Genomic DNA, 14,601 nt, shown 5'->3' with positions numbered 1-14,601 from the left:
CCATGTTCGCAAAAATGAAGCTGCGCCAACGCATCCTGTTGGGTTACCTGGTTCCAGTCCTGCTATTGGCGGCTGTGATGACAGTGGCCTATTCCAATGCGCGCACTGCAGCCCTGGAAATTGCGGAGCTGAACGAAACAGCCCCATTTGTCGCTGACGTCCTGGTCGCTTCTGGAAGCCTGGTGCGCATGCAGCGCGCTTCCTTTGCCCATGTCCTCACCAACGGTGGAGCCTACAAGGGGGGGAGCATGTATCCAAAGAAAATCTACAGCGAGAGCGCGCTAAAGTTTCAGGAAATAACGAAGAAGCTTGAGCGCTCGGCCGACAAGGTCGGGCAACGGGATGCGCTGCGCCAGATGACCACCATCGGCAACAACATCGCCCAGGTGACCCAGCACTACATTGAACTGATCGCCGCGGGCAAGGAAAAGGAGGCCATTACAGAAGTGCGCCGCGGCGAGAGCATCAGGCTTTCCAGCCAGATCGACCCGCTGGTCGATACCATCGTCAGGACGGAAGAGGCGCGCAGGAATCATCATCGAGCGGAGCTGACGAGGACTATAGACGAAATGCAGAACACGGTTGTTGCCGGGACGCTGCTGGCCATTGTGCTGATGGTTGCGTTGGGCCTCTGGCTCGCATACGCGGTGAGCCGCAACATCACCGCCAACGCCACCCAGCTTTCAGCCGCCGCCAGCGAGATCGCCGCCACCATCACCCAGCATGAGCGCACTGCCAGCCAGCAGGCGGCCGCGGCCAACGAAACATCCGCCACCATCGACGAACTATCCGCCTCCTCGCGCAAATCGGCCGAGCAGGCGGCGAGCGCGGCGGCCGTGGCGGAAAAGGCCGGCGCCGCGACAAGCCAGGGCGACGAGGCGACGCGCCAGGCGGTGCTGGCGATGGCCGGCCTCAAGGACAAGATCGGCGCCATGGCCGAGCAGATTCTGCATCTGGGCGAACAGACCGGCCAGATCGGCAACATTGCCACCGTGCTCAAGGATCTGGCCGGGCAGATCAACATGCTGGCATTGAACGCCGCGGTGGAAGCCGCCCGCGCCGGCGAGCACGGCAAGGGCTTCGCGGTGGTGGCGGGCGAAATCCGCAAGCTGGCCGACGAGAGCAAGAAGTCGGCGGAACAGACTGCGGTGCTGGTGGCCGATACGCAGAAGGCCACTAATTCATCCATCATGATGACCGAAGAGGGCACCCGCACCGTCGCCGAAGTCACCCAGCTGGTGCAGAAGGTGGCCGAGCTGTTCGTCAATCTGGCCAGCCTGGCCGACAGCGCCAACGAAAACGCCCAGCAGGTGATGCTCAACGCCAGGCAGCAATCCGCCGCCTTCAGCCAGGTGGTCGAGGCGACCACCAGCATCGCCTCCGGCGCCAGGGAAACCGCCGCCGGCATCAGCCAGACCAAGATAGGCGTGCAGCAACTGAACGAGGCGGCGGACAACCTCAAGGCCATTGCGTGAGCTGACAGACTAGTACGCAGACATGTTGAAACCGATGGATGTAGGAGCGAGCTTGCTCGCGACAACGGCTTATCGCGAGCAAGCTCGCTCCTACAGGGAATGCGCCTTTTCCTTGTTGACCGACTACTAGGCAAGCGGGAGCGACCATGATCGAAGACCCGGAACTGTTCCGGCTGTTCAAGGCCGAAAGCGAGGAGCATCTGGCCCGCCTCGACGATGGTCTGCTGCGCCTGGAGAAGACGCCCGCCGACCCGGCGCTGCTGGAAGAAGTGTTCCGCGAATCCCACAGCCTGAAGGGCGCGGCACGCATGCTGGGGCTGGCCAGGGTCGAGACCGCCTCCCACGCCCTGGAAAGCATCCTCAACGCGGCGCGCCGGGGCGAGGCGCCGCTGACGCCGGAAACCATAGCGCACATGAATGCCGGCCTGGTCGATCTGTACCGGCGCGTGCAGGAGGCGCTCGCCGACGCGCCGCCGGCAGCCGCCGTGCCGCCAGCGGCAACTCTTGCGGCCATGGCGGAAAACCTCATCGGCTCCGAATCCCCCGCCCAAGCTCTGCAACCGCCCGCGCCATCCGTCACGCCGCCGGCGACAGCGCCAGCCGCCGCCGGCAAGCCTTTCCGCATCGAGACCGTGCGTGTGGAAACCCGCAAGCTGGACGATCTGCTGACCCAGGTGGGCGAGCTCTCGGTGATCCAGGGACGGGCGCAGCACCGCCTGGCGCTGATGGAAGAACTGCTGGAGCAGTGGCTGGTGCTGGAGCGCGGCCGCCGCCGCGCCTGCCCGTCGGCGCGGCACGGGGCGCAGGGCGCGGCGCCGCTGCGCTTCGGCGTCCTGCTCAAGCAGGCGCGCAACGCGCTGTTCGATGACAGCGCGCGCATCGAATCCACCGTCGGCCTGCTCGAAGACCAGGTGCGCAACATCCGCCTGCTGCCGCTTTCCACCGTGTTCGCGCTGTTCCCGCGCATGGTGCGCGACCTGGCTGCGGCACAGGACAAGGAAGCGGAACTGGCGCTCGAAGGCGGCGAGATCACCGTCGACAAGCGCATCCTCGAAGAAATGAAGGACCCGCTGATGCACCTGATCCGCAACGCCATCGACCACGGCATCGAGCCGCCCGCCGAGCGCGAACGCCTGGGCAAGCCGCGCGGCGGCACGGTGCGGCTTTGCGCCAGGCGCGAAGATTCCCATGTACTGCTGGAAGTGGTCGACGATGGCCGCGGCCTGGACCCGGCGGCGATCAGGCAGGAAGCCAGGAAGCGCGGCCTCGACGACGAGGCGGCGCTTGCCGCGATGCCCCTGGTGCAATTGCAGCAGTTGATCTTCCGGCCCGGGTTTTCCACCAGCAGCCATGTCACCGAGCTGTCCGGGCGCGGCGTCGGGCTGGACGTGGTGCGGGTCAATGTCGAACGCATGAAGGGCGGCATCCGCCTCGAATCCGCCACGGGCCGCGGGCTGGCGGTGCAACTGCGCCTGCCCGCGAGCCTCGCCTCCACGCGGCTGCTGCTGGCCAGCGCGGGCGGCCGGCTGTATGGCCTGCCGGTCGAGTTCGTCCATACCTCGCGGCGCGTGCGCGAGGCGGATGTATTCACCCTCGAAGGCCGGCTCGCCGTCCTGCTCGACGGCGCGCCGGTGATCGCCGCGCGCCTGGCCGACCTGCTCGAACTGCCGGCCGCCGAGTTGGCCATTACGGTGGCCACCTCAGCGGCCAACTCGGCGGCCAACTCGGCGGCCGCGACGCCCGACGTCCAGGCCTGCATTTTTCTCCAGCTGGGCGACGGCCAGCCGGGGCGGCTGGGCCTGCTGGTGGACGATCTGCTGGCCGAGGAGGAAGTGGTGCCCAAGCCGCTCGGTGCGCCGCTGCAGCGCGTGCGCAACGTTTCCGCCCTGGCCATGCTGGGCAGCGGCGAGGTCTGCGCGGTGCTGAATCCCGCCGATCTGTTGCGCTCGGCGCAGCAGGCGGGCACTCCCGTGCGCCGCGAGGAACACGCTATCCGCAGCGAGGCCGTCCGGTCCGCCGTGCTGCTGGTCGAGGACTCTGCCTTGATCCGCGCCATGGAGAAACGCATTCTCGAGGACAACGGCTATGAAGTGGTCACGGCAGTGGACGGGGTGGACGCGCTCAACGCCCTCGGCAGCCGCCTCTTCGCCGCGGTGGTGTCGGACATCATGATGCCCAACATGGATGGCCTCGCCCTCACCCGGCGCATTCGCGCCGAGCCGCGCTACAAAGAGCTGCCGGTGATCCTGGTGACGACCCTGGCCTCCGACGAGGACAAGCGGCGCGGCCTCGACGCCGGCGCCAGCGCCTACATCCCCAAACCCGCGTTCGACCAGCGCGTGCTGCTGGACAGCCTGCATAGGCTGATCGCGACATGATCCGCGTGCTGCTGGTCGACGACTCCCCCATCGCGCTGCACATCCTGCAACGCCTGCTGGCCCGCTCGGCCGGCATCCAGGTGGTGGGCACCGCCGCCAACGGCAGGGAGGCGCTCGACCTGCTGCCCGCGCTCAATCCCGACGTCATCTGCACCGACCTGCACATGCCGGTGATGGACGGGCTGGAATTCACCCGCGCGGTGATGAACAAATATCCGCGCCCGATCCTGGTGCTGAGCATATCGGTGGAGCCGGGCTCGTCCAACGTGTTCCGCCTGCTGGAGGCAGGTGCGGTGGATTTCTACCCCAAGCCGCGCGGCATCATCGAGGCGGATCACGAGAAACTGGCCAGGGAACTCGCCAGCAAGATTCGCGTCCTCGCCGGCGTGCATGTGTTTCGCCGCACCGGGGCGGCGACGGGCGACGCCCAACTGCCGGTCAGGCTTTCGCTGCGGCCCCGCGCGCCCGTGCGCATCGTGGCGATCGGCGCATCCACCGGCGGTCCGCAGGCCTTGCGCGAAATCCTCTCCCACCTGCCGGGCGGCTTCCGGGTGCCGGTGGTGTGCGTGCAGCACATCGGTGCGGACTTCCTGCCCGAGATGGTGGCCTGGCTCGCCGAAGTCAGCCCGCTGCCGGTGCGCGTGGCGGCCCAGGGCGAAGTCCCGCAAGCAGGAGTGGCTTATTTCGCCCCCGGGAACGCCCACCTGGACCTGGATGACGGCGGACGCTTCGATCTCTCCGAGGCGCCGCCTTGCGGCGGTCACCGGCCCTCGGTGACGGTGACCCTGCGCGCGGTGGCGCGCCACTACGGCGCCAGCGCGGTGGGCGTCCTGCTCACCGGCATGGGCCGCGACGGCGCCGAGGGCATGGCCGAGATCGCCGCCGCCGGCGGCATCACCATCGCCCAGGACGAGGCCAGCAGCGTGGTTTACGGCATGCCCAGGGAGGCGGCGGCGCTCGGGGCGGCGCAGCAGGTGCTGCCGCTGCAGCAGATCGGCCCGGCCCTGGTGGCGCTGACGAACCAGCGCAAAAATGCGGACGCGGCGCCCGGACGGAAGGAAGCGACATGACGGAACCCACCGACCGCGGCCGCGCCCCGCCCGAAATCCTGATCGTCGAAGACAGCGCGGTGGAGGCGGAGCTGCTGCGCCGCGTCCTCGCCAGGGCGGGCTACGCGGCAAGCGTGGCGCACGACGGCGAGGAAGGCCTGCGCATGGTGCGCGCGCAGCGTCCCGCACTGGTGATGAGCGACATCAACATGCCGGTGATGAACGGCTACCAGTTGTGCCGCGCCATCAAGTATGACGACCAACTCTGGAGTATCCCGCTGATCCTGCTCACGGTGCTGTCCGAGCCGGAAGACATCATCGAGGCGATCAATTGCGGCGCCGACGCCTACATCGTCAAGCCCTATGGCGAAGCCAAGCTGCTGAACCGCATCCGTGCCCTGGTGGATGCGCCGATCGAGAGGCGACGGGCAGAGGAGCGGCGCGAGGAAGTGGTGGGCTACGGCGGCAAGCGCCACGCCATCGCCGGCGGCGGGCAGCAGATACTCAACCTGCTGCTTTCGCTGTACGAGAATGTCCTGCACCAGAACCTGGAACTGGTGGCCACCCAAAACCAACTCAACCTACTGAACGAGAACCTCGACCGGCAGATGCATGAGCGTACCAGTGCGCTGCGCGAAAGCGAGGCACGGTTCCGCAATCTGGTGGAAACGACCAGCGACTGGATCTGGGAAATTGACGAGAATGCCGTCTATACCTATGCGAATCCAAGAATCCACGACATCCTCGGCTATCTGCCCGAGGATGTGATCGGAAAGGCGCCGTTCGACCTGATGCCCGCCGATGAGGTCCAACGCGTGGCAAAGCTGTTTGGCGCCGTTGCCTCGGCGCACAAATCCATGGTCAACCTCGAAAATATCAACCTCCACCGGGATGGCCATCGGGTCGTTCTCGAAACCAACGCTGTTCCCATCTTCGACCTGGATGGAAATTTCCGCGGCTATCGCGGCATTGATCGCGACATCACCGAACGCAAGGCCGCGCAGGAGCAGGTGCGCAAGCTTTCGCTGGCCGTCGAACAGAGCCTTGATTCCATCGTCATTACCGATCTCAATGCCAACATCGAATACGTCAACGAATCCTTCGTCCGGGTGACCGGCTACAGCCGCGAGGAAGCCATCGGCCGCAATCCGCGCATGCTGCAATCGGGCAAGACGCCGGCCACGGCCTACGCCGAGCTGTGGCAGGCGCTGACCGCCGGCCAGTCATGGATGGGCGAGTTCCACAACACGCGCAAGGACGGCAGCGAATACATCGAGTTCGCCATCATCACGCCGCTGCGCCAGCCCGACGGATCGGTCAGCCACTACGTGGCAGTCAAGGAAGACATCACCGAGAAGAAGCGCCTGGGCATCGAACTGGATCACCATCGCCACCGCCTGGAGGAACTGGTGGAGAGCCGCACCACCGAATTGCTTGCGGCGCAACAGCAAGCGGAGGCCGCCAACCTGGCGAAGAGCGCCTTCCTGGCCAACATGAGCCACGAGATCCGCACGCCGCTGAACGCCATCATCGGCCTCACCCACCTGCTGCGGCGCGCCGGGGTCTCGTCGCAACAGGCCGTGCGGCTGGACAAGATCGACGGCGCCGGGCAGCACCTGCTGGCGATCATCAACGACATCCTCGACTTGTCGAAGATCGAGGCCGGCCGGCTGCAACTGGAAAACACCGACTTCCCCCTGGCCGCCATTCTCGACAACGTCGCCTCGATCATCGGCGATCCGGCGCGGGACAAGGGGCTGCAAGTCGAAGTCGACGGCGATGACGTTCCCCTATGGCTGCGCGGCGACCCGACGCGGCTGCGCCAGGCGCTGCTCAACTATGCCGGCAACGCCGTCAAGTTCACCGAGCAGGGTTCCGTCGCGTTGCGTGCCAGACTGCTGGAAGACAGCGACGGCGAATTGCTGGTGCGCTTCGAGGTCGCGGACACCGGCGTCGGTATCGCGCCCGACGCGATGGGCCGGCTGTTCCAGAGCTTCGAACAGGCCGACGCATCGGTCACGCGCAAGTACGGCGGCACCGGCCTCGGGCTGGCAATCACGCGGCGCCTGGCGCGACTGATGGGCGGCGAAGTCGGCGCCGACAGCACGCCGGGACAAGGCAGCACCTTCTGGTTCACGGCCCGCCTGCAGCGCGGCAGGGGCATCATGCCCACCGCCTCGGCGCCCGCGGGTACCGTCGATGCCGAAACGCTACTGCGTCGCTACCATGGCGGCACGCAGCTCCTGCTGGCCGACGACAACGTCATCAACCTCGAGGTGGCGCTGGAGCTGCTGCACGGCGCCGGCCTGGCGGCGGACACGGCCCGCGATGGGCGGGAAGCGCTGGAAATGGCCGGTGCCACGGCCTACGACCTGATCCTGATGGACATCCAGATGCCCGACATGGACGGCCTCGAAGCCACCCGCGCGATCCGCGCCATGCCGGGTTGTGAAAACACGCCGATCCTGGCGATGACGGCGAATGCCTTCAATGAAGACCGCCGGGCCTGCGAGAAAGCCGGCATGAACGATTTCATCGCCAAGCCAGTGGATCCCGATGCATTGTTCGCGACGCTGCTGAAGTGGCTGCCGCAGCACGCGATACCTGCCGCCGAGCGGCCGGCGCCGGCTGCCGCAGCAACCGGGGCGGCGGCGGGCAACGATGCCGAATGGGAGCGCCGCCTGGCGACGGTCCCCGGCCTCGACCTGATGCGCGGGCTGGAAATCATGCACGGCAATGCGGCCAACTATGCTCGATTGCTGACCATGTTCGCCGACGGCCACGCCGAAGACTTGCGCCAGATGGCCGAGCGGCTGGCCGCCGGCGACCTGCCGCAGGTGCAGCGCCAGGCCCATAGCCTGAAGGGCTCCGCCGGCAACGTGGGAGCGATGCGGGTGTCCGCGGCGGCCGACGCGCTGCATGCGGCAATTCACCGGGATGCCGCCGGAAACGAGATCGGACAGCTCATCGCCGATCTGGCGGTCGAGTTGCAGCCGCTGATCGCCGCCATCCGCAAACTTCCGGCCGATGCATTCGATGCGCCGGCGGATGTCGATCCGGCGCGCGTCGACGCCGTGCTGCTGCGCCTGGCAGCCTTGCTGAAAACGGGCGACGTGGCAGCCAACGACCTGGCGCAGCAGGAGACCGGGCTGCTGCGCGCGGCCCTCGGGACGGTCGCCGATGACTTCCTGCACCGCATCGCCGTCTTCGACCACGAGGGCGCGCTCAATGCGCTGCGCGCCATCGAAACGGAAAGGTCGACCTGAAAGAGCGGGGCGCGCCCGCCACCAACGCAATCGCTGCCTCACTTGCCGGGCAGCAGCGCCTCCCGCCACGCCGCCAGCTTCCTGTCGAACGACCAACTGGCATGGGCCGGACTGGTCGAGGGCAGCACCACCGCTTCGAAGCCCAGGGCCTCGACTTCGCGAACGCGGCGTGCGGCCATGCGGCCGTTGAAGCAGATTCGCCGTAGCGCCGGTGCCAACTCTTTGATTTCTCCCAGCGGGTTCGGCAGCGCAGCGCGGATCGCACTGTCGAGGCTGCCGGCGCGTTCGCAGGAGGCATAGACGTCCCAGATCGCGATGCCGGCGTCCTGAACCGCGGCGATGCGCGCCGGGTAATCCATCGCCGGCAGCGGCTGGCCGAGCACCGCGCCGAGGATGCGCCAGAACTGGTTTTGCGGATGGGCGTAGTACTGCTGCGCGGCCAGCGAAGCCGCGGACGGAAACGAGCCCAGGATCAGCACCCGTGCTCGCGCGTCGATGACGGGCGGCAGGCCGTGGAGAATCAAAGCCGCTTAGCTGAAGAACGCTCCCTCCCCTTCAAGGGGAGGGTTGGGGTGGGGATGGGGTGCGTGAGTGACATGAGCGGCTTCCCCCATCCCCCCTCCATCTCCCCCCTTGAAGGGGGGAGAGCAAGCTTGGCTGGCGTTTCGCTTGGGCCGCGGAACTTCACGTCCAATTAGGTGCCGATCAACTACCGCTCATCTCCAGCATCAGCTGGTTCATGCGCTTGACGAAGGTCGCCGGGTCGTCGAGCTGACCGCCTTCGGCCAGCAGCGCCTGGTCGAACAGCACCGCGCACCAGTCGTCGAACTTCTTGTCTTCGTACTTGAGGCGCAGCACCACCGGGTGATGCGGGTTGATTTCGAGGATGGGCTTGGAGGCCGGCGCCTTCTGCCCCGCCGCCTTGAGGATGCGCGCCAGGTTGCCGGAGACGTCGTGCTCGTCGGCCACCAGACAGGCCGGGCTGTCGGTCAGGCGGTGCGTCACGCGCACTTCCTTGGCGCGCTCGCCGAGGCTCTTGGCGATCTTCTCGGTGAGTTCCTTGAACTCGCCGGCGGCGGTTTCCTGTTCCTTCTTCTCGGCTTCGTCTTCGAGCTTGCCCAGATCGAGCCCGCCCTTGGCCACCGACACCAACTGCTTGCCTTCGAACTCGGTCAGGTGCGACACCACCCATTCGTCGACGCGGTCGGAGAGCAGGATCACTTCGATGCCCTTCTTGCGGAAGACTTCAAGGTGCGGGCTGTTCTTCGCGGCGTTGAAGGTCTCGGCCGTGACGTAGTAGATCTTTTCCTGCTCGGGCTTCATGCGCGCGATGTAGTCGGCGAGCGAGACGGTCTCATCGGGCGTGTCGGCGTGGGTGCTGGCGAAGCGCAGCAGCGCGGCGATCTTGTCCTTGTTGGCGTGGTCTTCGCCCATGCCTTCCTTGAGCACCTTGCCGAACTCGCCCCAGAACTTGGCGTACTTTTCCTTTTCGGCGGCGTCCTCGCTGCTGGCAAGGCTTTCCAGCATGCCGAGGACTTTCTTGGTGCAGCCATTGCGGATCGATTCGATGTCCTTCGATTCCTGCAAAATTTCGCGCGAGACGTTGAGCGGCAGGTCGGCCGAATCGACGATGCCGCGCACGAAGCGCAAGTAAAGCGGCATCAGCTGCTCGGCGTCGTCCATGATGAAGACGCGGCGCACGTAGAGTTTCACGCCGTGCCGCGCGTTGCGGTCCCACATATCGAAAGGCGCGCGCGCCGGCACATACAGCAGTTGCGTGTACTCGGTCTTGCCCTCGACGCGGGCATGGGTCCAGGTCAGCGGGTCCTCGAAATCGTGGCCGACGTGCTTGTAGAACTCGGTGTACTGTTCGTCGGTGATTTCGCTCTTGGGGCGGGCCCACAAGGCAGACGCCTGATTGACGGTCTCGTCCTCGTCGGTGGCGACCTGCTCGTGCTTCTCCTCGTCCCATTTCTCGCCCTTCATCACGATGGGCTGGACGATGTGGTCGGAGTACTTGCGGATGATGGATTTGAGCTTCCAGGAGGACAGCAGGTCGTCCTGGCCTTCCTTCAGGTGCAGGGTGATCTCGGTGCCGCGGCTGGGCCAGTCGGCCATCTCGATGGTGAATTCTCCCGTGCCTTCCGCGCCTTGGTCACAGTTCCAGCGCACGCCCTGGTTGGCTTCGGCGCCGGCGCGGCGGGTGTACACCGTGACCTTGTCGGCGACGATGAACGACGAGTAGAAACCGACGCCGAACTGGCCGATCAGGCTGGCGTCCTTCTTTTCGTCGCCCGACAGCTTGGAGAAGAACTCGCGCGTGCCCGACTTGGCGATGGTTCCGAGGTTAGTAATCACTTCCTCGCGGCTCATGCCGACGCCGTTGTCGGCGATGGTCAGGGTCTTCGCAACCGGATCGAAGGAAACGCGGATCCTGAAGTCCGAATCGCCCTCGAACAAGCCGGCGTTGTGCAGGGCCTCGAAGCGCAGCTTGTCGCAGGCATCCGAGGCGTTGGAAATCAGCTCGCGCAGGAAAATTTCGCGGTTCGAATACAGCGAGTGGATCATCAATTGCAGCAACTGCTTGACCTCGGTCTGGAAGCCGAGGGTTTCGCGCGACGCGGGCGCGGTCTGGGTGTCGGTGGTCATAGTGAATCCTCTTGTGGAACGTGGAACAACGATCAAGAGGCCGATATGGGGGCGGCCAAGGCCGTTTCAAGAGCAGGGACATAGCCCGCGTCGCCCGCTGTCGGTACGCTGGCGTACAGCGCACAATGCCGAAGCCGATCATGCTGAGCGACCGAGCACCCATCCATCGAGGAAAACCCAAGGAACAATGACTACCGCGCAATGGTTTCTGCTCATCGGCGGCCTGCTGCTGGCCCGGGGGGCCACGGCTACCCTGCTGGCGCGGCTGCCGGTCACCCCGGCCATCATCTATCTGGCAGTGGGAATGCTGGCCGGACCCACGGTACTCGATGCCTTTCACTTCAATCCGCTCAGGCAATCGGCCCTGCTGGAAGTGCTGACCGAGGTGGCGGTGCTGATTTCGCTGTTCGCCGCCGGCGTCAAGATGCCGGTGCCGGTCAGCCTGGCGCGCTGGCGCACGCCTGTCCTGTTGGCCACCGTATCCATGACCGTCACCGTCAGCCTGGTCGCGGCCTTTGCCTGGTATCTGCTCGATCTGCCGCTGGGCGCGGCCATCCTGCTGGGCGCGATCCTGGCGCCCACCGACCCGGTGCTGGCGACCGACGTCCAGATCCGCCACCCCGGCGACCGCGATCAGTTGCGCTACACCTTGACCTGCGAAGCCGGCATGAACGACGGCAGCGCCTTTCCCTTCGTGATGCTGGGCCTGGGGCTGCTCGGCTTGCACGATCTCGGCGAATTCGGCCTGCGTTGGGCGCTGTACGACGTGCTCTGGGCCACCGCGGCAGGCGTCGCCATCGGGCTCCTGTGCGGCGCCGCCCTGGCTCACCTGGCGTGGAAGCTGCGCGGCAAGCCACAGGAACACAAACTGATGGACGACTTCCTCGGCCTCGGCCTGATCGGTGTCGTCTATGGCCTGAGCGTGATGGTCGACGCCTGGGGATTTCTCGCAGTATTTTTCGCCGCAGTCGCCTTGCGCCAGACCGAACTCAAGCTCGCCGGCTCAGCACCGCAAGCGGCCGGCGCCGGCGCCGACAGCGAGCTGCCGCCGACCGTCAGCGGAGGCTCGCTGGTGTTCAAGGAACATCTGGAGCGGCTCTCGGAAATAACGCTGATCCTGCTGATCGGCGGCACCATGTTCCTCGATTCCTGGAGCTGGCGGGCGGTGGCGCTCGCGCTGTTCCTCTTCGTCGTGGCGCGCCCGCTGAGCGTCCTCATAGGCCTGCTGGGCACCCGCAGCTCGTGGCCGATACGCGGCATGGTCGGCTGGTTCGGCGTGCGCGGCATCGGGTCGCTGTACTACCTGATGTATGCGATCCAGCGCGGCCTGCCCGAAACCCTGGCGCTGGAACTGATCCAATTCACGCTGATCGTCGTATCGCTGTCGATCCTCGCCCACGGCACCAGCGTCAAGCCGCTGATGGGCCTTTTCGTGCGCCACCGCAGGAGCCTGCCGCCGCCCCAGTAGTCAGTCAACAACAAGGAAAATGCGCAAGGAAAAGGCGCAAGGAAACGGCGCATTCCCTGTAGGAGCGAGCTTGCTCGCGATAAGCCGCTATCGCGAGCAAGCTCGCTCCTACATCCATCGGTTTCAACATGTCTGCTTACTAGCCGCAGCGCCGAGCCCAAGAGTTGGCGCTGGCGCTACGGCGTGGGGGCTGTCGCGAAGCATGCTTCGCGCCCACGCCGGTCGGCTGGCCATGCAGGGCCGGCCGAGGGCCCCGATCAGGGGCCGAATTGAGGGCTGTCGCGAAGCATGCTTCGCTTCTATGCCGCGCTCCACGAGGGCTGTTCCAGTCGCGGCGGAAGTGTCGCGGTTTCGGAACGGCGGTTCTTTTCCTGCAGGGTTTTGATCAGGCCGTCGATGCCGCCCTTGCCGACTTCGCTGGCGAAGCTGTTGCGGTAGTTGGTGACCAGGCTGACGCCGGCTATGGCCACGTCGAACACCTTCCAATCGCCTGCGGCGCTGGCCAGGCTGTAGTCGAGCGAGATCGGCTGGCCTCCCGGTTTGTTGATCTGGCTATGCACGGTGACCTCGTCGCCCGCGCCTTGCCTGGGCGAGGGCTTGAAGCTCACCGTCTGGTCGCGATAAGAAGTCAGCGCGTTGGCGTAGGTGCGTACCAGCAGGCTGCGGAATTCCCCGACCAGCACCTTGCGCTGTTCGGCGTTGGCCTGCTGCCAGGGACGTCCGACGGCGAGGCTGGTCATACGGGCAAAGTCGAAATGCGGCGCGACCTTGGTTTCGATCAGGGAGACGGCCCGCTGGCGGTTTCCGGACTGGATGCCCTTGTCCTCGCGAAGGATTTTCAGCACCTCTTCGGTGACGCCCTTTACCAGTGTCTCAGGTTCGCTGGCCGCGGCCGGCGCGAGCCACGATGCCAACACAACAACAGCCAACAGCCAACTCAAGCGTTTGCGGATCATGATTGCCTCCATTGCAAGTTGTGACCCGCGGATGGGGCGGAAATCGCCCCACCACCCTACCGGGGGAAGAGTCCGCGGGTTGATTGCAGCCTAGATCCGCATTGGCGCCAAAGCTGTCGGACGCCGCCGATTCGCTTGTAGGACACCGCCGACATCGGCGCGCCAGGCGCCAAGCTCCATGCGCCAGGCGGGCAGCGAAAGAACGCCGGCGCCCTGAACTCCGAGAGGCGATGGCGGGTCAGACGCAAGACAATATCGAGCGGAGTGTCACTCATGCTGCGAGTTGCGATAGTCGATGATCATGCGATTGTCCTTGCCGGTTTTCGCGAGATGCTGGCCGACGAAGTGGGCATCGTCGTGGCCTTCGAGGCCGCTTCCGGCGAGGAGGCGCTGGCACTGCTGCAGGAAACCGGCTGCGATGTGTTGCTGCTGGATCTCGCACTGCCCGGACAAAGCGGGATCGATGTGCTGCGCACCCTGCGCCTGCACCATGCCAAGCCGAGGGTGCTGGTCCTGACCGGCTTTCCCGAAGAGCGTTATGCCCTGGCGATGATCCGCAACGGCGCCGACGGCTACCTGTGCAAGGAATGCGGACGGGACGAACTGCTGCGGGCCGTGCGCACCGTCGCCCAGGGCCGCCGCTACCTCTCGCCGCGCATGGCGGAGCTGCTCGCCGACGAGGTGGCCGGCGCCGGCCCGGCGGTGCCCCATCGGCAACTCTCCGAGCGGGAGCTGCAGGTCTTTCTGCGCCTTGCCCGCGGGCAATCGGTGTCGGAGATCGGCGAGGCGCTCAGGCTCAGCGTCAAGACGGTGAGCACGTATCGCTCACGCCTTCTGCAAAAACTCGGAGTGGGCAGCAATGCCGAACTGGCCGCCTATGCCGTGCGCAACAGCCTGATGCTGGAGTGAAAGCGCGAACATGGACCGCACCGGACAGATCCCGCCGCTGAAAGTGGTGCTCATCGAAGATTCGTCCATCCTGCGCCAGACCCTGGGCGCCGCGATCGGCGAGCTGGCGGGCGTGGAAGTCGTGGGCGAGGCGGAGGACGAATCCGCCGCGATCGAACTGCTGCAGCGCCAGCAGCCCGACCTGGCGATCGTGGACCTGCAGTTGCGGGCGGGCAGCGGCATCGGGGTGCTGCGGGCGATCTCGCTGAACCCGGACCGGTTCGGCCGCCCGCGCGCCGTGGTGTTCACCAATCATGGCCAGGTCCTGATCCGCGAGCGCTGCCTGGCGCTCGGCGTCGAGGGCTTTTTCGACAAGGCCAGCCAGATGGGCGAATTACTAACCTACCTGCGCGCCTGCCTGTGCGCCCACCTGCACGCCCACCAGCGGCAGGCGACGCCTTCCTGATCCGCG

The 14,601-nt window shown here is 66.0% G+C and carries 10 protein-coding genes; 7 read left to right on the top strand and 3 right to left on the bottom strand.

The features are described 5' to 3' along the window. The first annotated feature begins 2 nt into the window (after positions 1-2). From RMO95_RS06365 to RMO95_RS06350, 4 genes are all read left to right on the top strand, one after another. Positions 3-1,475 carry a methyl-accepting chemotaxis protein gene (locus tag RMO95_RS06365; protein ID WP_310449758.1) on the top strand — a complete coding sequence of 491 codons (1,473 nt, stop codon included), beginning with the start codon at positions 3-5 and terminating at the stop codon, positions 1,473-1,475. A gap of 146 nt (positions 1,476-1,621) precedes the next feature. Beyond that, complete coding sequence (locus tag RMO95_RS06360; RefSeq protein WP_310449757.1) at positions 1,622-3,853, top strand: response regulator; 2,232 nt, start codon at positions 1,622-1,624, stop codon at positions 3,851-3,853. Further along, positions 3,850-4,923 (top strand): chemotaxis-specific protein-glutamate methyltransferase CheB, encoded by a 1,074-nt coding sequence (gene cheB, locus RMO95_RS06355; protein ID WP_310449756.1) that lies wholly within the window; start codon positions 3,850-3,852, stop codon positions 4,921-4,923. Before RMO95_RS06360 ends, cheB begins: the two co-directional genes overlap by 4 nt. After that, positions 4,920-8,168, top strand: a complete 3,249-nt coding sequence (locus RMO95_RS06350; RefSeq protein WP_310449755.1) for a response regulator — start codon at positions 4,920-4,922, stop codon at positions 8,166-8,168. Before cheB ends, RMO95_RS06350 begins: the two co-directional genes overlap by 4 nt. A gap of 38 nt (positions 8,169-8,206) precedes the next feature. On the opposite strand, the gene RMO95_RS06345 is transcribed toward RMO95_RS06350, so the two are convergent. Both RMO95_RS06345 and htpG read right to left on the bottom strand, forming a co-directional pair. Then, on the bottom strand, positions 8,207-8,692 hold the full coding sequence (locus tag RMO95_RS06345) for a DNA-deoxyinosine glycosylase (RefSeq protein WP_310449754.1): 486 nt from the start codon (positions 8,690-8,692) through the stop codon (positions 8,207-8,209). Between the two features lie 181 nt (positions 8,693-8,873). Next, a complete protein-coding gene (htpG, locus tag RMO95_RS06340) occupies positions 8,874-10,817 on the bottom strand; it encodes a molecular chaperone HtpG (protein ID WP_310449753.1) in 1,944 nt (647 codons plus the stop codon). A 187-nt stretch (positions 10,818-11,004) separates the two neighbouring features. Between htpG and RMO95_RS06335 the strand changes: the two genes are divergently transcribed. Next, a complete protein-coding gene (locus tag RMO95_RS06335; RefSeq protein ID WP_310449752.1) occupies positions 11,005-12,285 on the top strand; it encodes a cation:proton antiporter in 1,281 nt (426 codons plus the stop codon). Between the two features lie 299 nt (positions 12,286-12,584). Here the strand turns inward: RMO95_RS06335 and RMO95_RS06330 are convergent, their stop codons facing one another. Continuing rightward, entirely contained in the window at positions 12,585-13,241 is a 657-nt protein-coding gene (locus RMO95_RS06330; RefSeq protein WP_310449751.1) for an ABC transporter substrate-binding protein, read from the bottom strand. A gap of 273 nt (positions 13,242-13,514) precedes the next feature. Here RMO95_RS06330 and RMO95_RS06325 point away from each other — a divergent pair, with 273 nt between their 5' ends. Further along, positions 13,515-14,150: a response regulator transcription factor gene (locus RMO95_RS06325; RefSeq protein WP_310449750.1), complete on the top strand. Its 636-nt coding sequence runs from the start codon at positions 13,515-13,517 to the stop codon at positions 14,148-14,150. 10 nt (positions 14,151-14,160) lie between these two features. After that, positions 14,161-14,595: a response regulator transcription factor gene (locus RMO95_RS06320; RefSeq protein WP_310449749.1), complete on the top strand. Its 435-nt coding sequence runs from the start codon at positions 14,161-14,163 to the stop codon at positions 14,593-14,595. The last annotated feature ends 6 nt before the right edge of the window (positions 14,596-14,601 follow it).

The sequence above is a fragment of the Sulfuritalea sp. genome (genome assembly GCF_031426875.1).
In the GTDB taxonomy this organism is placed as follows: Bacteria; Pseudomonadota; Gammaproteobacteria; order Burkholderiales; family Rhodocyclaceae; genus Sulfuritalea.
Note: the sequence above shows the minus strand (reverse complement) of the source record. Positions and strands in the feature narration are given on the sequence as shown.